We start from the raw sequence: 20548 nt of genomic DNA on the forward strand, positions 1-20548 counted from the left end.
TCGGTCAGCTCCTTGTGAGGGTGGCGGCGGGGGCCGGGACGCGCTCCGCGAGCGGCACCACGTGCGGGATCGACTCGGGCGGCTCCCCCAGCAGCACCCGGCGCACCACACGTTCCGCGGCCCGCCCGTCGTCGAACTGGCAGAAGCGCTCCCGGAACGCGGCCCGCAGCGACGCGGCGGTCCCGTCCGCCCAGGAGCCGTCGCGGAAGACGGCCGCCAGTTCCTCGGACGTGCGGGCGACCCGGCCCGGCGGGAGCTCCATCAGGTCGAAGTAGACGCCCCGGGTCTCCCGGTAGACGTCCCAGTCGTCGGCGTACACGACGATCGGCCGGTCCAGGTTGGCGTAGTCGAACATGATCGACGAGTAGTCCGTGATCAGCGCGTCGGCGGCCAGGCACACGTCCTCCGACGAGCGGTGCCCGGTGACGTCGATGATCCGCCCGCCGCCCCTGCTCGCCCCCTGGTCGTAGAAGTAGTGGGCGCGCAGCAGCACCACGTAGTCGTCGCCGATCGCCTCGCAGAACTCCGCCAGGTCCAGGCCCGTCTCGAAGCCGGTGGCGTAGTCGCGGTGCGTGGGCGCGTAGAGCAGGGCCTTCTTGCCGTCGGGGACGCCCAGTTCCTTGCGGATCCGGGCCACGTCCTCGGCGGACGCCGTGCAGTAGACGTCGTTGCGCGGATAGCCGTACTCGAGGGTCTCGTGCGCGCTGGGGAACGCCCGTTCCCACATCTCGGTGGAGTGCCGGTTGGAGGTGAGGTTGTAGTCCCAGCGGTCCACCCGGGCCAGCAGCCTGGCGAAGCTGCCGGTCGCCGCCGCGACCACGGGGTACGTCGCCTGGTCGGCGCCCATCGTCTTCAGCGGCGTGCCGTGCTGGGTCTGCAGGTGCACGCTGCCGGGCCGCTTGACGACGGCGTCGGCGAAGTTGGCGTTGTTGACGAGGTACTTGGCGCGGGCCAGCACCTCCCAGTACTTCCGGCTGCCGATGACCGCGTACTCCACGTCCGGCGGCACGCTGCCCACCGCGTCCGGCTCCACGAGGAACACCGCGCGCAGGTGCGGCGCCAGTTCACGGGCCTTGGCGTGGATCGCGGCCGGGTTGCAGGCGTAGCCGCGGCCCCAGTAGGCGCAGTACACGACGAGGTTCTCGTCGAGCGGCAGGCGCAGGCCCACCGCGTACCGCAGCCGGGTGCGCAGCCCCCGCGGGCGGGGGAGCAGCGCGGCGGCCCGCGACGCCGTCCGGTTGGCGGCGCGCAGGGCATGGAACGCCGGGTACGACCCGGAGGCGAGCAGCCGGTGCTGGACGCCGAGGCTGCCGCCGGGCGCCCGGTACCCGGCGGGCCGGTGCCGCCGGTAGAGCGCGCTCGCCCGCCGGAAGAAGGCCCGGCGTCCGGACGTCAGCCGCCGGGGATGGGCGGCCGTCTTCAGCACGACCGCGAAGAGCTGCTCGAACAGCGGCTTCAGCCGGTCGGCCGCCAGCTCCTGCTCCGCGGCCTCTGCCAGCACCCGTTCGCACTGGTCGAGCAGCTCGGTGTGGTGCTCGCCGGGCAGCCCCAGCCGGTTGCCCTGCCGGCGCAGCAGGTGCCGGACGACGACCGCGCGCAGCGCCGCCACCCGCTCCGCCCGCAGGGCGACCAGTCCGCCGAACCCGATGTCGGTGTAGTGCTCCCCGGGGAAGGCGAGGTTGTGCTCGGTGAGGAAGGCCCGCCGGTAGAGCGCGCTCCACGCGGGGAGCGCCACACCCGTCAGCCGCGGAACCCGGCCCGGGGGGAACGCCCCGTCCGGTGTCCTGGCCAGCAGCGGGGCGGCCGGGTTGGTCGGCTCGCCCTCCCACCAGGGGGTGCGCTCGTGCTCGAAGTACAGGACGTCCACGTCGCCCGTCTCGCCCAGCCGGGCGTCCAGCGCCGCCAGCGACCCCGGAACCAGGACGTCGTCGCCGTCGAGGAACAGCACATGGCTGCCGGCCGCCGCCTCCAGCCCGGTGTTGCGCGCCCCGGCCAGACCGGCCGACGGCGGCGAGTGCACCGGCGTCACCCGGCAGTCCCGCTCGGCGTACCCGGCGACGACGTCCGCCGCCGGCGCGTCGGGCGCGTCGCATACCGGGATCAGCTCGAAGTCGCCGAACGACTGGGCGAGGACCGAGTCCAGCGCCAGGGACAGCCGGCCCGCGACCCCATGGGACGGGACGACGATGCTGAAGCGGGGCATTCTGCTCTTTCTGTCAGGAGACGGGTCTGCCGGAGCCGGCAGTTCTCAAGCGGCGCGCGGGCGTCCCGGTCGCCCGGACGGACGCCACGAGGGCGGCCTGCTGGGCGTCGGCCGCGACGGGCTGGAGGGCATGCGGACTCCCGGAGTGCGAACCGTGGTCAGAGGCGGTCGGTGACGACGTGCGGACCGGCCGGCAACGGCACCGTGGTGAGCGGCTCACGCGTCAGCGAGGCCGCCGCCGACGGCACCGGGCGGCGCTCGCCGAGCGGCACGACCGGCGGCAGTTCCGACTCCCCGAGGACGACCCGGCGCACCACGCGCTCGGCGGCCCGGCCGTCGTCGTAGGTGCAGAACCGCTCGCGGAACGCTGCCCGCAGCTGGGCCGAGCGGGAGCCGCGCCAGTGGCCGGTGGCGAAGATGTCGATCAGCTCGTCCTCACCGCGGGCGACCGCGCCCGGCGGGAAGGCACACAGGTCGAAGTAGGTGCCCCGGGCCGCGTCGTACGCCTCCCAGTCGTCGGCGTGGACCACGATCGGCCGGTCCAGGTTGGCGTAGTCGAACATCAGCGACGAGTAGTCCGTGACCAGGGCGTCCGACGCCAGGCAGAGCGACTCCACGCTCGGGTGGCCGGAGACGTCGACGACCCGGCCGCAGGTGGTGGTCAGCGGGGCGTCGTAGGCGTGGTGGGCGCGGGCCAGGACGACGAAGCGCGGGCCGAGGCGGCGCACGATCCGCTGGAGGTCCAGGGCGTGGCGCTGGGAGCGGCGGTAGTCGCGGTGGGTCGGCGCGTACAGGATCGCCACCGCGCCCCGGGGGATGCCGAGCGAGGCGCGCAGCCGGGCCACGTCCGCCGTCGTCGCCGTCCGGAAGACGTCGTTGCGGGGGTAGCCGTACTCCAGCGTGGTGTAGCGGCCGGGGTGGACACGCTCGTGGGTCAGGGTGGTGTGGCGGTTGGCGGACAGCACGTAGTCCCAGCGGTCGACGTCCTTCAGCAGCCGCGCGAAGTCCCGGCCGCGGGCCGCCGCGGGGCGCTCCTGGAGGTCGAGGCCGATGTGCCCGAGCGGGGTGCCGTGCCCGGTCTGGATCAGGACCTGGCCCCGGCGCTTGGCCAGCCGGTCGTCGAAGCCGGTATTGCTGACCAGGTAGCGGGAGCGGGCGAGCGCCGTCCAGTAGGCGGCCGTCCCGGGGACGATGCGGCGCGGGCCGGGCGGGATCGTGTGGTGGTGCTCGCGGCGGGCGATCCACGCCGTGCGGATGTGCGGCGCGAGGTCGCGGAACGCCGTCTCCAGCGCGCCGGGGTTGCAGCCGTGGCCGCGGCCGTCGTAGGCGGCGAAGGCGGCGCGGTCGGCGCACAGCGGCAGGCAGCGCTGCACCCGGTAGTGGGTCCTGAGGGCGGCCGACCGCAGGCCCCGCAGCAGTGTCCCGCCGGTCCGGGCGGTGGTGCGGTGCAGCGCCGACACCAGCTGGAGGGTGCGGTAGGTGCGGTGCAGGCCGAAGCGGATGAGGACGTGGTGGATCCGGCAGCGCAGGGGGCCGGGGGCCCCGGGGGTGCGGTAGCGCCGGTAGTGGGCGCGGGCCCGGCGCAGGAAGTCGGCGCGCGAACCCCGGGGCAGCCGGTCCCGCCGGGAGTACACGATCGCCAGGTGGTGCACCATGCGGCGGAACAACACCGGCCTCCACCGGGCCAGTTCGGGACGCTCGTCGAGAAACGCGAAGACCCGGTCGTACTGCTCGAAGACGTCGAAGTGCCGCTCGCTGGTGGTGCGCAGGATGCTGCCCTGCCGCCGCTGCCGGTAGTGCACGCAGACCCGGTCGAGGGTCGCGATCGACTCGGCGGTCATCAGCACCGGGTACGTCCACGGCGTGTCCTCGTAGACGCCGGGCGGGAAGACGAAGCCCCCCTCCTCCACGAACTCCCTACGGTAGGCCTTGTTCCAGGCGACCATCAGCAACCGCAGCAGCCCCGGCCGGTCCTCCAGGCGGAACGGCGCCGGGCCCTGCTCGGTGAGCTGCGGGGCCGCCTGGTTGCGGATCGCCTCCCCGGTCCAGTAGGTGCGCGCGTAGTCGAAGACCAGCACGTCCGGCTCGCCCGTCTCCTTCAGCCGGTCGGTGATCGAGCGCAGCGCGTCGGGCGTGAGGGTGTCGTCGCTGTCGAGGAACAGCAGGTAGTCGCCGCTCGCGTGCGCCACGCCGGCGTTTCTCGCGCGGCCCAGGCCGACGTTCTCCGGCAGGTGGACGGGGCGGACGCGCGCGTCGCGGGCGGCGAACTCGTCGATGATCGCACCGCACGCGTCCGGCGAGCAGTCGTCCACGACGATCAGTTCCAGATCGGGACAGGACTGGGAGAGGACCGATTCGAGGCACTCGTGCAGGTACGCCTGAACCTGGTACGCGGGGACAATGACACTGAACCTGGGCAAGAGGCCATCCATCGGTCGGCGCGGGCGTTCGGCCCGGGAACGGCCGATGGGCCGACTTGGTTACGGTTGCTGCGGCATACGGGGGAATGCGCAAGGGGCGAGCCGTCCCCGGCCCGCCCCTCCAACTGCCTTGCGCTGCCGGCTACTTGACCGCCCCGGCCATCACGCCGGACACGAACTGCCGCTGGAACGCGAAGAAGACGGCCAGCGGGACCACCATCGAGATGAACGCGCCGGGTGCCAGCACGTCGATGTTGTTGCCGAACTGCCGTACCTGCGTCTGGAGCGCGACCGTGATGGGCTGGCTCCCGGAGTCCGAGAAGATCAGCGCGACCAGCAGGTCGTTCCACACCCACAGGAACTGGAAGATGCCGAGGGCCGCGATCGCCGGGGCGCCGAGCGGCATCACGACACGGAAGAACAGGCGCAGTTCACCCGCCCCGTCCAGGCGCGCCGCCTCCAGCAGTTCCCTCGGGATCTCCGCGAAGAAGTTCCGCAGCAGGAACACCGCGAACGGCAGGCCGAAGCCGACGTGGAAGAGCACCACGCCGAGCACCGAGCCGAAGATGCCGATCTTGCCGAAGAGTTCGGCGATCGGGATCAGCGCCACCTGCACGGGCACGACCAGCAGGCCGACCACGCCGAGGAACCACCAGTCCCTCCCGGGGAACTCCATCCAGGCGAAGGCGTAGCCCGCGAGCGAGCCGATGACCACGACCAGCAGTGTCGCCGGTACGGTGATCCACACCGTGTTCAGCAGGGAGCTGGTGATGTCCTCGTTCTCCAGCAGCTTCGAGTAGTTGTCGAAGGTGATCTGGGAGGGCTCGGTGAACACCTTCCACCAGCCGCTCGCCGCGATGTCCTCCTGCGCGCGGAGGCTGGACAGCAGCAGCCCGATGGTCGGCACCAGCCAGAACAGTCCGACGACGATGAGGAACACCCGCAGCAGCCCGCCGCTCACCCCTTCCGTGAGCCGCGATCCCAGCGACCGCCCGGACTTCATCGCCGCACCTCCCGCCGCAGCCGACGCACGTTTCTGTGCTTTCCCGGGGGACGACCCCCGGACCCCAGGCAGGGGGAGGACCGGGCCGTCTTCATCGCCTGACCTCCCGCCGCAGCCGACGCACGTTGAACCACATCACCGGGACCACGAGGAGCAGCAGGAACACCGAGATGGCGCTGGCGATGCCCGGCTGGTCCTCGGAGAAGCCCTTGCGGTACAGCTCCAGGGCGAGGACGTTCGCGTCGTCCTGGGACGATCCCGGAGCGATGATGAAGACCAGGTCGAAGATCTTCAGCACATTGATCATCAAGGTGACGGCGACGACCGCGAGGACCGGCGCCAGCAACGGCACCGTGACGCGTCGGAACACCTGCCACTCGCTCGCGCCGTCGACCCGGGCCGCCTCCAGCAGCTCCCGGGGCACGCTCGCGAGCCCGGCCGCGATCAGCACCATCGCGAAGCCCGCCCACATCCAGATGTACGAGCCGATGATGGCCGGGGTGACCAGGGACGGGCCGAGCCAGTCCAGGCCGTTGTACGGCTCCTTGAAATTGCTCGCCGGGAGCCGGAGCTGGGACCCGTCGGCCGAGGCGGGCAGGGTGAAGGTGCCGTCGCCCGCGGCCGTCGTCGACGCCACGACCTTGCCGTCCTTGACGGCCTCGATCCGCATGCCGGCGTAGCCCAGCTCGGACGGATCGACACGGTTGAGCGTGCCGACGCCCTGGCCGCGCGTGAAGTCCTGCCAGGTCGTGCCCGTGACCTTGTCCGGTTCGGGCTTCGGCGCCACCGCGGCCTTCACGCCGTCGGGCATCTGATCGGGCGCCACCCCCACCAGCGGCAGCAGGACCGCCTCGCCGGTGCGGACCGGCGAGGTGGTGATGAACGCGCCCCCGCCGGCCGGCTTCAGCGGCGAGTCGCGGCCCGGGTGGGCCTTCGGGAACGCCGAGGCCTGGGCGAACGTGTCGTGCACGCCCACCCACACCGCGTTCGCGACGCCCTTGTCCGGGTCCTGGTCGTACACCAGGCGGAAGATGATGCCCGCCGCCAGCATCGAGATCGCCATCGGCATGAAGACGACCAGCTTGAACGCCGTGCCCCAGCGCACCCGTTCGGTCAGCACCGCGAAGATCAGGCCGAGCGCCGTCGCGATCGTCGGCGCGAACACCACCCAGATGATGTTGTTCTTCAGCGCGGTGCGGATGCCCTCGTCGGTGAAGAGGGCCTTGTAGTTGTCTATTCCGGCGAAGCCGTCACCGGACTGGTCGTAGAAGCTGCGTACGACCGAGTACCCGATCGGGTACACCACGAGCGCGCCGAGCAGGACGAGCGCGGGCAGCAGGAACAGCGCCGCGACGGTCCTGCGGGTACCGGTCACACTCTTGCGCGGCTTGGGAGCGGCAGGGGGCGTGGCGCCCCCTGCCGCCGGAACCGACGACATGACGTCAGTTCCCGTAGGCCGCGGCCGCTTCGGCCTCCAGCTTCGCCTGCGTCCCCGCGACGTCCTTCGGGTTCTTCAGGAAGTCCTGGAGGATCTTCCACTCGCCCTTGCCGGGCGTACCGCCGAAGGCCTGCGGGGCCTGGTCGGACATGTCGAAGCGGAAGTCGTCACCGGCGTCGATGAGCGCCTTGGCGATCTTCTGCTGCACCGCGTTCGGGTAGTCGGAGTTCGGCACGTTCTTGTTGGGGGAGAGGTAGCCGCCCAGCTTGGCCTGGATCGACGCCGCGTCCGGGGAGGCGAGCCAGGTGGCCAGGGCCTGCGACCCCTTCGAGTCCTCCAGGATCACGGCCGCGTCGCCGCCCGAGACCACCGGGCCCTGGTCACCCACGGCCGGGAACGGGAACACCTTCGCGTCCGTCCCGATCTTCATGCCCGACGGGATGTTGACCTGCGCGAAGTCACCCGCCGCGACCATGGCCGCCTTGGGCTGGTCCCCGCCGGTGAAGACCTGCGTGACGGAGGCCGGGAAGTCGGTCTGCAACGCCCCGTTCGCCCCGCCGGCGATCCAGTCGGGCTTGCCCCAGACCTGCGCGAGGGTGGTCAGGGCGTCCTTCACGGACGGATCCGTCCACTTGATCTCGTGCTTGGCCAGCTGGTCGTACTTCTCGGGGCCGGCCTGGGAGAGGTAGACGTTCTCGAACCAGTCGGTCAGCGTCCAGCCCTCGGCCGCACCGATGGAGAACGGGGTGACGCCGGAGTCGAAGACCGTCTGCGCGGTGTTGAGCAGATCCGGCCAGGTCTCGGGCTCACTGGCCCCGGCGTTCTCGAAGACCTGGTTGTTGTACCAGATCAGGGACTTGTTGGCGGCCTTGTAGTAGACGCCGTACGGCTTGCCGTTCACCTTGCCGATGTCCTGCCAGCCCTGCGAGTAGTTCTCGCCGAGCTCCTTCACGGCGTCGGATCCCAGCTGTTTGGCCCAGCCCTTGTCGACGGCCTGCTTGATGGCGCCGGGCTGCGGCAGCATCACGATGTCCGGCGGCTGCCCGCCGGCCACCTTCGAACCGATGAAGTTGATGATCGGGTCCTGTGCGGGCACGAACGTGACCTTGGCGCCCGTGCGCTTCTCGAACTCCTGCAGGACCTTCTTGAAGTTGGCCTGTTCCGTGCCCGTCCACACGGCGGCGATCTCCAGGCTCGTCCCGTCGAGCTTGGGAAGGGTGACGTTGTTCGCTGATGTGGTGGTGTCGCCCGTGCTTCCACTGCTGTCGTTGTCGCTGCTTCCGCAGGCGGAGAGCGAGAGCGCGAGGGCTCCCGCCGCGACGGCGGCCGCGGCCTTGACGGCTCTGCGGCTCTGGGGGGTCGCCGTGTCCCGCTCGGGCGACCAGCGTGTCCGGATGGTGCTGCTCGTCATGCGCATGACTGCCCCGTTCTTCGTTCCTCGTCGAACGTCGAGCGCGCTCCCGTGCGATCTGGTCTACGCCCGGGTGTGCGGGGGCGGCAAGATGGCGTCGGCTGTCAAGCGGGGGATCGTGACTCCCTCGTGACCAGGGACGCGGCCCCATGACGCGGGAGGAGCCGAAGACCCTCCCCGCTCACAGGAGCGACGGCACCTTCGCAGCCGAGACTTCCCGTGCCGCCCTTTCCAGCGCGCTGGCCAACAGTGCCAGGTCGGTAGGGCCGTTTCCGAGCTCCCGCACCGGACGCCGGGCCGGAGGGTCACCCATGCGGTGCCATTCCAGGGGTACGACCGTGGGACGCAGCGTCGCCGTCCGGGGAATCCGGCCGGTGACCCGGCCGCCCTGGAACGGGGTGACCCGTCCGTCCGCCCCGGTCAGCCGCCCCCGGCCGGGTGCGGGCTCCTCCGGGCCCGGGGCCGGCGCGTCCAGCGCCACACGCAGGGTGGCCCGGCGCGCCGGTTCCGTCTCCGCCGTACGGGCGCACGGGCCGGTGGCCGCGACCAGATGCACACCGAGCCGCTCGCCCTCCCGGGCCACGGCCTCCAGCGCGCGCAGCACCGAACCGGCCGCGGGCCGCCCGGTCGAGCCGAGCGCCGGGGAGACCAGCGCGTCCAGGTCGTCCACGACCACGACGAGCCGGGGCAGCGGCGGTGCGGCCGCCTCCGTCTGCCGCCGGGCCGCGCCGGGCCGCAGCCGCATGGTGGAACTCGACGGGGATTCGAGGTCGCCGGAGCCCGCGGCGGCCGTCGCCTCGGTCCGGGCGCCGCCCCGGGCCGTCGCCGTGCGCTGCGCGACCATACGGCCCGACAGCGCGCGGCCGGTGTGCCACTCGGCGAAGTCGGACCGCCCGAGCAGCTCGGCGCGCCGCTTCAGCTCGGCGCTCAGGGACTGCGCGAACTCCCGCATCCGGACCGGGTCGTGCGCCATGAGGAGGGTGGTGACGTGCGGGACGTCCGTGCACACCCGCAGTCCCTCCCCCTGGCTGCCGCCCGCACCCGGGCCGCCCCGGCCGTCGACCAGCACGATGCCGAGGCGGTCCGGCCGCTCGGCGGCGGCCAGGGACGCGACGACGGACCTCAGCAGCTCCGTACGGCCGCTGCCCGGCGGGCCCTCGATCAGCAGGTGCGGCCCCTGGACCGCGAGGTCCACGCCGACCGGGCCGCGCGGCCCGGCGCCCAGCACCGCGCGCACACGCCCGCCCAGCGCCTCGGCGTCGTCGGCCGCGTCCGCCCAGCGCGCCATCAGCGACGCCGGGGTGGCGCGGGCCAGCCCCAGTTCGTCCAGCAGCCGGGCCGCCTGCGGCAGCGGCGCGGAGACCCGCGGCTGACGCCCACCGGCCGGGCCGTCCGTCCGCAGCGGCGCCAGCGCCCGCGCGAACCGCTCCGCCCAGGCCGCGGAGACAGCGTCGACGGTGGCGACGGTGCCGTGCCCGACGGGTCCGGCCGACGCGCCGTCACCACCGGTCCGGGCCACCCGCACCAGCCGCAGGGCCGTCGCCACGTCCCCGCTGAGCAGCGCGACCGCGCCGCACTGCCGGAAGGTCGGCGCCACCGAACAGGCCGCCTCGTAGGTGTCCGTCACCGGCGAGGCCGGGGAGGCGGCGGCCGTCTCGGCCAGACAGACGAGATGGATCCCGGCCCGGGGGCCCTCCAGCGCCAGCCGCCCGAGGGCTCCGCGCAGGTCGGCACCGCCGGGATCGCCGTCGACGACCACGACGGTGTACGGGCCCGGGAAACCGCCCGCCGGGTCGGTGCCGGCGTCGTCGTCCAGGGCCCAGGAGGGGCGGCGGGGGGCCGGGACCGTGTGACTCCGGCCCTGGGGCGGGGCGCCGGCCGGCTGTGAGCCGCCGCTCGCCGGGGCGCTCGCCAGCGGACCGCCGGCCCCTGCGTCGGCCAGCTGGTCCTCCAGACGGCGGGTCAGCTCGTCGACACGGGCGGCGGCCTGCTCCCGGTCGTGCGCCAGGAGCAGGCGGCAGTCCTGCCCGTGGCCCGGGCGCACGTGTGGCAGCCAGCCCAGCCAGGACCACTCGGCGGTGCGCTCCTCCAGAGGGCGGGAGCGGTCCGCGGCGATCAGGACGATCTCCAGCATGTCGGGGGAGTGCAGGGCGGTGAGCTGGGCCAGGACGGCACGGGTCAGGCCGGTCAGCCGCGCCCGCGGCCCGGCCAGTCCCAGGGCGCCGACCTCGCGCAGTCCGGCCGTCACGGGGACGGCGGGCAGCAGGCCCGAGCCGTCCGGTGCCGCCCGGTCTGCCGTACCGAGGCGTATGGCGAGCGCCTCCGGGTGGCCGGGGCCGCGCTCCCACAGCCGGGGGCCGGGCCCCAGGGCCGTGAGCAGCAGCGTGGCCGGGTCCGGCCAGGTCTCGGGCACGGCCGGCACGACGACCGGGTGGGGCTGTGCGGCCGCCACCGGGGCCGTTTCGTCCTTGTACGCCTCGCGCGGTTCCGCCGTCTGCTCGCCGCGGCCCCCGGTCAGCCGGCGGGCCCACGCGCCCAGGCCGCCGCGCCTGCGGGTCTGCTGGGGTATGTCGGTGCCGCGCAGGGGAGTGCCCTTGCGTCCACGACCGGCACGCTGGTCGGCGAGGGCCGGGTCGTCGGCACCGGTGTCCGGGTCCCAGGGGCCCTGACCGCTGCCGTCCGTGGCGCCGACGTCGTACGCGGGTCCGGTGCGGTCCGGGGCCGCGTCACCGAACGCTCCGGTCAGGGAGCGACCCGCGTGCGTGTCCCCGGCGCCGCCCGCCGGCCGGCCCGCGTCGCGCTGCGGTGCGGCGTCGCCCGGAGCGGCGTCGTGCCGCCGGGCGGTCCGCACCGGTTCCTCCGACGAACCGGTGTGCGGTCCGCTCACCTCCGCCGGCCTGTGCGCGGACCCGGGGGTCGTCTGCCGACGCGTCTCACCCCCGATGCCCCCGGTCGGCACATCACTCCACCCGTCCCCTGCGTGGGCCGCCCCTCCGGGCCCAAAGGACGCCACCTCGGCCCCATGGTTCCCGGCACGAGCCGCGCCCGCGTCGCCGGGGGACCGCACCTGTTTCCACCGCCCCGCCGAGGTGTCCCCGCCGACGCCTCCCGGGGACGGCACGTCCCCCCGACGGCTGCCGGCACGGGCGGTGCCCGCGTCGCCGGGGGACTGCGCCGCGCTCCGGCGTCCCGCCGAGGTGTTCTCGCCCCCGGCTGCCGGGGACGGCACGTCACTGCGCCGGCTGCCGGCACGGGCGGTGCCCGCGTCGCCGGGGGACTGCGCCTGGTTCCGGCGGTCTCCCGACGGGCCCGCGCCGCCGCCGTTCCCGGCGAGCGCGTCGCCGACAGGACCCCGCTCCTGCGACACGGCCCGGCCGCGCTCCTGCGGCGCTTCGGATCCTGCGTCCCTGGTGTTGTCCCCCCGAGGCGCCTGCGGTGCCGCCCCCGTGCCCCCGCTGCCGCTCCGCGGCGCGTGCGGCGCCGAGCCCGCCGCCTCGGTCTCTGTCCGGGGCGCACCGCCCTGCCCCGGCACCACGGCGGGATCCGCGGGGCCATGACCGGGGGAACCCGGCACGCCCCAGGCCGCCGAACCGCGGGCGTGGTGCGTCGGGCCCGCGGGGCCGGCCGGTCCCGGAGCGGCCTCGCCGGTCCCGGGTGACTCGGCGGGCCCGGCCACGCGCACGTGCCCCTCACCGTCCGGAGTCGTCTCCACCCGGGCCCCCGGCCCCCCGGCGGGAGCCAGCCGCAGGGCCGACTCGCCGATCCGCAGCAGCGCACCCGGCACGAAGGGGACCGCCCGGCCGCCGATCCGCGCGCCGCTCACCGTCGTGCCGTTCGTGGAGCCCAGGTCGGCGACCGCGACGCGCCCGTCCGCGCCCACCGTCACCGCGCAGTGCAGCCGGGAGACGTCCGGGTCGTCGAGCGGTACGTCCGCGTCGGCGGAACGGCCGATGCGGATCTCGCCGCCGTGCAGCAGATGGACACCGCCGGCGTCGGGACCGGCCACGACCTGGAGCTGGGCCGGTGCGTCCTCCAGCTCCGGGTGCGGCTCCGGCTCGCCCGGCGCGCCCACGGACAGCACGGCACCGTCGGTCAGCGGCGGCTCGCCGAGCGTGCAGCGCCGGGCGTCCAGCCGCTGCTCCCCGGCGTACAGCACGGGGGCGCCCGAACCGTCACCGCCGGTGACCGCCTGGGCGAGCGCCGACGCCACGGCGGCGAGCGCCGTACCGGCGGGGGCCGTGACCAGCACGTCGCTGCGCGGGGCGCGGTCCCGCGCCGGCGCCGACGGGCCCAGCGGATCTACGACGGTCAGCCGGATCTGCATCGCCGTCAGCGGTCCCTTCTGCCCGGGCGCGGAGTCCCCCCACCCCGCCCCAGCACGTCGGCCAGTACTGGCAGCATCCTCGCACCTGCCACTGACAGTGCGCCCCCCGCTCCGAAAAAGTTGATCTTGATTGGTCGGCTCTGCCCGCAAAAGTGCCTGAGAGATGACCCACAGGCGATCGCTTGAGATCACTCACGCTCTCCTGCGGCAACCACGGGACCGAGGTGAGCGTCTTCCTTTCGAACGAGTGTGAGGGGCGCTACGTAAGACCCACAGAAAGACGACACTCCGGTCCCCGGCCCCCCGGCACTACAGTGGGTCGGACAGGCCAGCAGGCAAGGCAAGCACCAGGGAGCGCATGACGTGCGGCCGGTAGGCAGCAAGTACCTGCTCGAGGAGCCGCTCGGACGCGGCGCCACGGGCACCGTCTGGCGAGCCCGCCAGCGCGAGACCGCGGGCGCCGAGGCGGCCGTGCCGGGGCAGCCCGGCGAGACCGTCGCGATCAAGGTCCTCAAGGAGGAGCTGGCCGGCGACCCGGACATCGTCATGCGGTTCCTGCGCGAGCGGTCCGTCCTGCTGCGGCTGACCCACCCGAACATCGTCCGGGTCCGTGACCTGGTCGTCGAGGGCGAGCTGCTGGCGCTGGTCATGGACCTCGTCGAGGGCCCCGACCTGCACCGCTACCTGCGCGAGAACGGGCCCTTCACCCCGGTCGCCGCGGCCCTGCTCACCGCCCAGATCGCCGAAGCGCTCGCCGCCAGCCACGCCGACGGCGTCGTGCACCGCGACCTCAAGCCGGCCAACGTCCTGCTCCAGCAGTACGACGGGCAGATGCACCCGCTGCTCACCGACTTCGGCATCGCCCGGCTGGCCGACTCCCCGGGCCTGACCCGCACGCAGGAATTCGTCGGCACACCCGCGTACGTCGCCCCCGAGTCCGCCGAGGGCCGCCCGCAGACCTCCGCCGTCGACATCTACGGCGCCGGCATCCTGCTGTACGAGCTGGTCACCGGCCGCCCGCCGTTCTCCGGCAGCTCCGCCCTGGAGGTGCTGCACCAGCACCTGAGCTCCGAGCCGCGCCGCCCCTCCACCGTCCCCGACCCGCTGTGGACGGTCATCGAGCGCTGCCTGCGCAAGAACCCGGACGAGCGCCCCAGCGCCGAGAACCTCGCCCGCGGCCTGCGCGTCGTCGCCGAGGGCATCGGGGTCCACGCGAACTCCGCGCAGATCGCCGCCGCCGAGGGCGTCGGCATGCTGCTCGCGCCCGACCCGGCCCCCGCGCCGGTGCCGGACACGCCCGGCTCGGCCGACCCCACCCAGGTCCTCCCGCAGGGCGCCGGCGCCTACGACCCGAACGCCGCGACCAGCGTCCTGCCGCACACCGCCGGCCCGGCCGGTGCCGCAGACCCCACCGCCGTCATGAACCACCGGGGCGCCGCCGACCCGACCGCCGTCATGCCGCCGGTCCCGCCGGGCTCGCCCGGACAGCAGGGCGGTCAGGGCGGCCCCGACGACCCGCACCCCTGGCAGAACCAGCTGCGCGCGGCCCGCGACCGCAACGAGCAGACGCAGGTCCAGTACCTCGACCCGAACGAGGACCCGCTGCGCCGCCGCCCCCAGCGCCAGGTGGCCCGGCCCCAGCAGCCCCCGCGCCGTCAGGCGCCCCCGCCGGGCCCCGGCTACGGATACCCGCAGCAGCAGCCCCAGCCCCAGCAGTACGCCCCGCAGCCGCAGCGCCCTCAGCCTCCGCAGCGCTACGCCCCGCCCGCGCCGCCGCAGCCCCAGCAGCCGCAGCGGCCCCAGCGCGAGCCCCGGCAGCCGCGCCAGCGCAGCGCCAGCCCGATGCGGATCCCCGGCCTGGGATGCCTGAAGGGCTGCCTCTTCACGATCGTCATCCTGTTCGTCGCGGGCTGGCTGGTGTGGGAGCTGAGCCCGCTGCAGGAGTGGATCGGCACCACCAAGGGCTACTGGGACCAGCTCACCGACTGGTTCTCCACCGTGACGGGCTGGTTCGACAAGATCGGCGGGAGCGGTTCCGGCACGAACTGACCGGAACCGCCCTGCGGGGCTGGTGATTTGTCGACAACTGGCGGGTGATTTCCGCCTCCCCGGTGAAGGTTGGCTCCCCGGACGCGTAGTTTTAACGACAACACGCGTCGGTAGGAGCAGCCTTGGCACGGAAGATCGGCAGCCGGTACACCGCCCATCAGATCCTCGGGCGGGGCAGCGCCGGCACGGTGTGGCTGGGCGAGGGCCCCGAAGGCCCCGTCGCCATCAAGCTGCTGCGCGAGGACCTCGCGTCCGACCAGGAACTCGTCGGCCGCTTCGTCCAGGAGCGCACGGCGCTGCTCGGCCTGGAGCACCCGCACGTGGTGTCCGTGCGCGATCTGGTCGTCGACGGCAACGACCTGGCGCTCGTCATGGACCTCGTCCGCGGCACGGATCTGCGCACCCGGCTGGACCGCGACCGGCGCCTGGCCCCCGAGGCGGCCGTCGCGATCGCGGCCGACATCGCCGACGGACTGGCGGCCGCGCACGCCGCGGGCGTGGTGCACCGCGACGTCAAGCCGGAGAACGTGCTCCTGGACATGCAGGGCCCGCTCGGCCCCGGCGGTTCCCACCGCGCGCTGCTGACCGACTTCGGCGTGGCCAAGCTGATCGACACCCCGCGCCGCACCAAGGCCACCAAGATCATCGGTACCCCGGACTACCTCGCCCCGGAGATCGTCGAGGGCCTGCCCCCGCGGGCGTCCGTCGACATCTACGCGCTCGCCACGGTCCTCTACGAGCTGCTGGCCGGCTTCACCCCCTTCGGCGGCGGCCACCCCGGCGCCGTCCTGCGCCGGCACGTCACGGAGACGGTCGTCCCGCTGCCCGGCATCCCCGACGAGCTGTGGCAGCTGCTGGTGCAGTGCCTGGCCAAGGCCCCGGCCTCGCGGCTGCGGGCCTCGGAGCTCGGGGCCCGGCTGCGGGAGCTGCTGCCGATGCTGGCGGGCATGCCCCCGCTGGAGGTCGACGAGCCGGACACCGAGAGCGCGGAGGAGTCCGACCGGGAGGAGCAGCCCGCCGGGGCCGCGCCGGCCGGGGAGCGGGTCCGGCGGCGGGGCGCGGTCCCGCTGGTGCCGGGCGCGAAACCCACCGACTCCAACCGGGACACCCACACCTCGATGCGCGTCCCCGCCCCCGACGAGCTGGCCGGCGGCGCCCACGGCACGGCCCGGGCCCCGCGCACCCCGGGCGCGCCCCGTCCCGGCTCGGCCCGCAACCGGGCAGCCACCCGGCGCCGCCGGGTGGCCCTGGGAGCGGGCGCGGTCGCCCTCGTGGCGGCGATCGGCGTCGGTGCCTGGCTGACCACGTCGGGTGACGACGACGGCGCACCTCCCCAGGACACGAAGAACTCGGCCCCGCAGACCCCCTGAACCGGGCGGCTCAGGCCGCCCTGCGATGGCCGACGGGCGGAGCCGTTACGCTGGAGGGCGTGGCAGTCGTCGACGTATCCGAAGAGCTCAAGTCCCTCTCCTCGACCATGGAGTCGATCGAGGCCGTTCTGGACCTCGACAAGATGAGGGCAGACATCGCCGTGCTCGAGGAGCAGGCGGCCGCGCCGTCCCTCTGGGACAACCCCGATGAGGCGCAGAAGATCACCAGCAAGCTGTCCCACCTCCAGGCCGAGGTGCGCAAGGCCGAGGCCCTGCGCGGTCGCATCGACGACCTGGGAGTCCTCTTCGAGATGGCCGAGGAGGAGGACGACCCGGACACCCGCGCCGAGGCCGAGTCCGAGCTCGCCGCGGTGCGGAAGGCACTGGACGAGATGGAGGTCCGCACCCTCCTCTCCGGCGAGTACGACTCCCGTGAGGCCCTGGTGAACATCCGCGCCGAGGCCGGTGGCGTCGACGCCGCCGACTTCGCCGAGAAGCTCCAGCGCATGTACCTGCGCTGGGCCGAGCAGCGCGGCTACAAGACCGAGATCTACGAGACCTCGTACGCGGAAGAGGCCGGCATCAAGTCGACCACCTTCGCCGTCCAGGCGCCCTACGCCTACGGCACGCTCTCCGTCGAGCAGGGCACGCACCGGCTCGTGCGCATCTCGCCCTTCGACAACCAGGGCCGGCGGCAGACCTCCTTCGCGGGCGTGGAGATCCTGCCCGTGGTCGAGCAGACCGACCACATCGAGATCGACGAGTCCGAACTGCGCGTCGACGTGTACCGCTCGTCCGGCCCCGGCGGCCAAGGCGTCAACACCACCGACTCCGCGGTGCGCCTCACCCACATCCCCACCGGCATCGTCGTCTCCTGCCAGAACGAGCGCTCGCAGATCCAGAACAAGGCCACGGCCATGAACGTGCTCCAGGCGAAGCTGCTGGAGAGGCAGCGCCAGGAGGAGCGGGCCAAGATGGACGCCCTCAAGGACGGTGGCAGCTCCTGGGGCAACCAGATGCGTTCCTACGTCCTGCACCCGTACCAGATGGTGAAGGACCTGCGCACCGAGTTCGAGGTCGGCAACCCCGAGGCTGTGTTCAACGGCGAGATCGACGGCTTCATCGAAGCCGGAATTCGCTGGCGCAAGCAGCAGGAGAAGTAAGTTTGTCGACAAGGCAACTGCCGCTGTCAGGGCGGCAGTTGCCTTTTCCGCACCCCCATGTCCGGGTTCTACATCACACTCACAGTCTCAGACTCCCGGCAAATCTCCCGTAGTTGGACACGGCGTCCGTAAACGGCCTTGACGTGTTCTTGAAAAATGGGAAGGGTAAAGCGCGGCATGCGTGTCTCTGGGGCGCATGTGAACCGGGGCGCCTTTTCACCACAGCCATCCCCGTCGAGCACAGCCCCGAGCGCTGCCTAATGACGATGAGCTACTGGGGGTAGCAACCACATGACGAAGAAGACGCGGATCCGTGTCGCGCGGATTGCCGCCGGTGCCGTGATCGCCGCCGGTGCCTCGCTGACCGCCGCCGGTGCGGCATCCGCTCTCGACCTGGGCGTGAACGTCGGCCTCGCCGACACCGGCGTCGGTGTCGGCGTGAGCGCCGGCGACGGCGACCCGACCGACCCGCCGACCGAGCTCCCGACCGACCCGCCCACGGACCTCCCGACGGACCCGCCGACGACCGAGGAGCCCACCGAGGAGCCGACCGATCCCACGGAGGAGCCCACCGAGCCGACCGAGGACCCGACGGACGTCCCGTCCGACCCGGGCAACGGGAACGGCACCGGCGGCGGCAACGGTGGCGACAACGGCAACGGCGGCGGTAACGGCAACGCCAACGGTGGCAGCACCGGTGGCGGCAACAACGCCGACCCCGACGGCGGCACCTCGCCGCAGGAGGAGGGCTCCTCCGCCCTCACCGACACCGGCTCGGACTCCACCCCGGCCCCGCAGGCCCAGGGCAACGGCAAGGAGCTCGCCGAGACGGGTGCCGCGCAGACCACCTTCCTGGTGATCGGCGCCGCCACGATGATCGCCGGCGGTGTCGGCTTCCGTCTGCTGCCCCGCCTCGTGAGCGGCCGCGGCGGCGCTGCCGCCTGACGGTAGCCACGTCCGTACGGACCGTGCGCCCAGAGCGACACCGAGGGCCCGGAGCGACACGCTCCGGGCCCTCGGCCATGTCGGCAGGGGGGCGGCCTACGCCCTACACGGTCTGGTGCGCCAGCAGGGCCACCGCCGCGATCAGCACCGTCAGCAGGGCGATCAGCGTCATCGGGTTCAGACCCGCTAGGAAGTTCTCCTGCTGCAGCCGCTCGCGGTTCGCGCGGCACACCGGGCAGCGGCCCTCGTTCACGGGGGACGCGCAGTTCGCGCACACCAGCCGGTCGTACGTCATGCGCTTGCCCTCCTTGCGCCGGTTCCACGGTGTCCAACGCCCGTGGGGGCGGGAATGTTCCCCCTCCACTTTGCCAGGTTCCGTCCGCCGTCGCGCGGCTGCGCGTTTTCTGTGGCTGTACACACAGCGCCCCCGCGCCGTTCGGGGCTCGGCCCGGCGCTTAGAACAAAACGGCACATCCGTGGCGCAACCACGGTCGGTGACTGCGGTGCCCCACCCGGTTCGCGTATGGTCACGCTCATCTACCCCCGGCGACCCGTGGTGCATCCGTGATCCGATTCGACAACGTGTCCAAGGTCTACCCCAAGCAGACCCGCCCCGCCCTCAGGGATGTCTCCCTGGAGGTCGAGAAGGGCGAGTTCGTCTTCCTCGTGGGGTCCTCCGGCTCCGGAAAGTCCACCTTCCTGCGGCTGATCCTCCGCGAGGAGCGGTGCAGTCACGGGCAGGTGCACGTTCTGGGCAAGGACCTCGCCCGCCTCTCCAACTGGAAGGTTCCGCAGATGCGGCGCCAGCTGGGGACGGTGTTCCAGGACTTCCGCCTGCTGCCCAACAAGACGGTCGGCGAGAACGTCGCCTTCGCGCAGGAGGTCATCGGCAAGTCGCGCGGCGAGATCCGCAAGTCCGTGCCGCAGGTGCTCGACCTCGTCGGGCTCGGCGGCAAGGAGGACCGGATGCCCGGCGAGCTGTCCGGTGGTGAACAGCAGCGCGTCGCCATCGCGCGGGCCTTCGTCAACCGGCCCAAGCTGCTCATCGCCGACGAGCCCACCGGCAACCTCGACCCGCAGACCTCCGTCGGCATCATGAAGCTGCTCGACCGCATCAACCGGACGGGCACGACCGTGGTGATGGCCACGCACGACCAGAACATCGTCGACCAGATGCGCAAGCGCGTCATCGAACTGGAGAAGGGCCGCCTCGTCCGCGACCAGGCCCGCGGTGTCTACGGCTACCAGCACTGATACCGCACCCGAGATCCACGGAAAGGCATAACCAGTCGCCATGCGCGCCCAGTTCGTCCTGTCGGAGATCGGTGTCGGTCTCCGCCGCAACCTGACGATGACCTTCGCCGTCGTCGTCTCCGTCGCCCTGTCGCTCGCCCTGTTCGGCGGGTCGCTCCTGATGAGCGACCAGGTCAACACCATGAAGGGCTACTGGTACGACAAGGTCAACGTCTCGATCTTCCTCTGCAACAAGAGCGACGCCGAGTCCGACCCCAACTGCGCCAAGGGGGCGGTGACCGACGACCAGAAGAAGCAGATCAAGGCCGACCTCGACAAGATGAACGTCGTCCAAACGGTCGCGTACGAGTCGCAGGACCAGGCGTACAAGCACTACAAGGAGCAGTTCGGCGACTCCCCGCTGGCCAGCTCCCTCACGCCGGACCAGATGCAGGAGTCGTACCGCATCAAGCTGAAGGACCCGGAGAAGTACCAGGTCATCGCCACCGCCTTCAACGGCCGGGACGGCGTGCAGTCCGTGCAGGACCAGAAGGGCCTCCTGGACAACCTCTTCAAGCTGCTGAACGGCATGAACTGGGCCGCCCGCGCGGTGATGGCGCTGATGCTGGTCGTGGCGCTGATGCTGATCGTCAACACCGTGCGCGTCTCGGCGTTCAGCCGTCGGCGTGAGACCGGCATCATGCGGCTGGTCGGCGCCTCCGGCTTCTACATCCAGGCACCGTTCATCATGGAGGCCGCGGTCGCCGGACTCATCGGCGGCACCCTCGCGTGCGGCTTCCTGCTGGTCGCCCGGTACTTCCTCATCGACCACGGACTGGCCCTGGCCGACCAGCTGACACTGATCAACTTCATCGGCTGGGACGCCGTCCTCACCAAGCTGCCGCTCATCCTCGCGACGAGCCTTCTGATGCCCGCGTTGGCCGCGTTCTTCGCGCTGCGCAAGTACTTGAAGGTGTGACGCATGCCAA

Annotated in this window: 13 protein-coding genes; 6 read left to right on the top strand and 7 right to left on the bottom strand. The window is 72.8% G+C overall.

The features are described 5' to 3' along the window. Positions 1–4: 4 nt before the first annotated feature. From ACFZDI_RS16535 to ACFZDI_RS16560, 6 genes are all read right to left on the bottom strand, one after another. A complete protein-coding gene (locus ACFZDI_RS16535) occupies positions 5–2203 on the bottom strand; it encodes a CDP-glycerol glycerophosphotransferase family protein (protein WP_391251216.1) in 2199 nt (732 codons plus the stop codon). Between the two features lie 158 nt (positions 2204–2361). Continuing rightward, entirely contained in the window at positions 2362–4623 is a 2262-nt protein-coding gene (locus ACFZDI_RS16540) for a CDP-glycerol glycerophosphotransferase family protein (RefSeq protein ID WP_391251218.1), read from the bottom strand. A gap of 142 nt (positions 4624–4765) precedes the next feature. Further along, the gene (locus tag ACFZDI_RS16545; protein WP_391251219.1) at positions 4766–5626 is read right to left on the bottom strand and encodes an ABC transporter permease subunit; all 861 of its coding nucleotides are present in this window, start codon (positions 5624–5626) and stop codon (positions 4766–4768) included. Between the two features lie 91 nt (positions 5627–5717). Then, entirely contained in the window at positions 5718–7064 is a 1347-nt protein-coding gene (locus tag ACFZDI_RS16550) for an ABC transporter permease subunit (RefSeq protein WP_391251221.1), read from the bottom strand. Positions 7065–7068: 4 nt separating this feature from the next. Further along, entirely contained in the window at positions 7069–8481 is a 1413-nt protein-coding gene (locus ACFZDI_RS16555) for an ABC transporter substrate-binding protein (protein ID WP_234848129.1), read from the bottom strand. 175 nt (positions 8482–8656) lie between these two features. Then, on the bottom strand, positions 8657–12799 hold the full coding sequence (locus ACFZDI_RS16560) for an FtsK/SpoIIIE domain-containing protein (protein WP_391251224.1): 4143 nt from the start codon (positions 12797–12799) through the stop codon (positions 8657–8659). Between the two features lie 363 nt (positions 12800–13162). On the opposite strand from ACFZDI_RS16560, the gene ACFZDI_RS16565 reads away from it, so the two are divergent. The 4 genes from ACFZDI_RS16565 to ACFZDI_RS16580 all read left to right on the top strand — a co-directional run bounded on the left by ACFZDI_RS16565 (position 13163) and on the right by ACFZDI_RS16580 (position 18326). Further along, a complete protein-coding gene (locus ACFZDI_RS16565; RefSeq protein ID WP_391251226.1) occupies positions 13163–14848 on the top strand; it encodes a protein kinase in 1686 nt (561 codons plus the stop codon). Between the two features lie 122 nt (positions 14849–14970). Further along, a complete protein-coding gene (locus ACFZDI_RS16570; RefSeq protein WP_234850428.1) occupies positions 14971–16218 on the top strand; it encodes a serine/threonine-protein kinase in 1248 nt (415 codons plus the stop codon). A 59-nt stretch (positions 16219–16277) separates the two neighbouring features. Further along, positions 16278–17381 carry a peptide chain release factor 2 gene (gene prfB, locus ACFZDI_RS16575; RefSeq protein WP_234850429.1) on the top strand — a complete coding sequence of 368 codons (1104 nt, stop codon included), beginning with the start codon at positions 16278–16280 and terminating at the stop codon, positions 17379–17381. A 291-nt stretch (positions 17382–17672) separates the two neighbouring features. Next, positions 17673–18326 carry a hypothetical protein gene (locus tag ACFZDI_RS16580; RefSeq protein WP_391251229.1) on the top strand — a complete coding sequence of 218 codons (654 nt, stop codon included), beginning with the start codon at positions 17673–17675 and terminating at the stop codon, positions 18324–18326. A gap of 103 nt (positions 18327–18429) precedes the next feature. Here ACFZDI_RS16580 and ACFZDI_RS16585 read toward each other — a convergent pair whose 3' ends face one another. Beyond that, positions 18430–18621: a hypothetical protein gene (locus tag ACFZDI_RS16585; protein ID WP_221759658.1), complete on the bottom strand. Its 192-nt coding sequence runs from the start codon at positions 18619–18621 to the stop codon at positions 18430–18432. Positions 18622–18890: 269 nt separating this feature from the next. Between ACFZDI_RS16585 and ftsE the strand changes: the two genes are divergently transcribed. Both ftsE and ftsX read left to right on the top strand, forming a co-directional pair. Continuing rightward, positions 18891–19580 carry a cell division ATP-binding protein FtsE gene (gene ftsE / locus ACFZDI_RS16590; RefSeq protein WP_003990615.1) on the top strand — a complete coding sequence of 230 codons (690 nt, stop codon included), beginning with the start codon at positions 18891–18893 and terminating at the stop codon, positions 19578–19580. Positions 19581–19620: 40 nt separating this feature from the next. Then, entirely contained in the window at positions 19621–20538 is a 918-nt protein-coding gene (gene ftsX, locus ACFZDI_RS16595; RefSeq protein WP_391251232.1) for a permease-like cell division protein FtsX, read from the top strand. The last annotated feature ends 10 nt before the right edge of the window (positions 20539–20548 follow it).

The sequence above is a fragment of the Streptomyces sp. NPDC007907 genome (genome assembly GCF_042959365.1).
GTDB classification, from domain to species: domain Bacteria; phylum Actinomycetota; class Actinomycetes; order Streptomycetales; family Streptomycetaceae; genus Streptomyces; species Streptomyces indiaensis.

Bases quoted from the DNA above. Each gene is read 5' to 3' on its own strand.
- ACFZDI_RS16545 (WP_391251219.1), bottom strand. From the start codon at position 5,626: ATGAAGTCCGGGCGGTCGCTGGGATCGCGGCTCACGGAAGGGGTGAGC.
- ACFZDI_RS16560 (WP_391251224.1), bottom strand. From the start codon at position 12,799: ATGCAGATCCGGCTGACCGTCGTAGATCCGCTGGGCCCGTCGGCGCCG.
- ACFZDI_RS16550 (WP_391251221.1), bottom strand. From the start codon at position 7,064: ATGTCGTCGGTTCCGGCGGCAGGGGGCGCCACGCCCCCTGCCGCTCCC.
- ACFZDI_RS16555 (WP_234848129.1), bottom strand. From the start codon at position 8,481: ATGCGCATGACGAGCAGCACCATCCGGACACGCTGGTCGCCCGAGCGG.
- ACFZDI_RS16535 (WP_391251216.1), bottom strand. From the start codon at position 2,203: ATGCCCCGCTTCAGCATCGTCGTCCCGTCCCATGGGGTCGCGGGCCGG.
- ACFZDI_RS16585 (WP_221759658.1), bottom strand. From the start codon at position 18,621: ATGACGTACGACCGGCTGGTGTGCGCGAACTGCGCGTCCCCCGTGAAC.
- ACFZDI_RS16580 (WP_391251229.1), top strand. From the start codon at position 17,673: ATGACGAAGAAGACGCGGATCCGTGTCGCGCGGATTGCCGCCGGTGCC.
- ftsX (WP_391251232.1), top strand. From the start codon at position 19,621: ATGCGCGCCCAGTTCGTCCTGTCGGAGATCGGTGTCGGTCTCCGCCGC.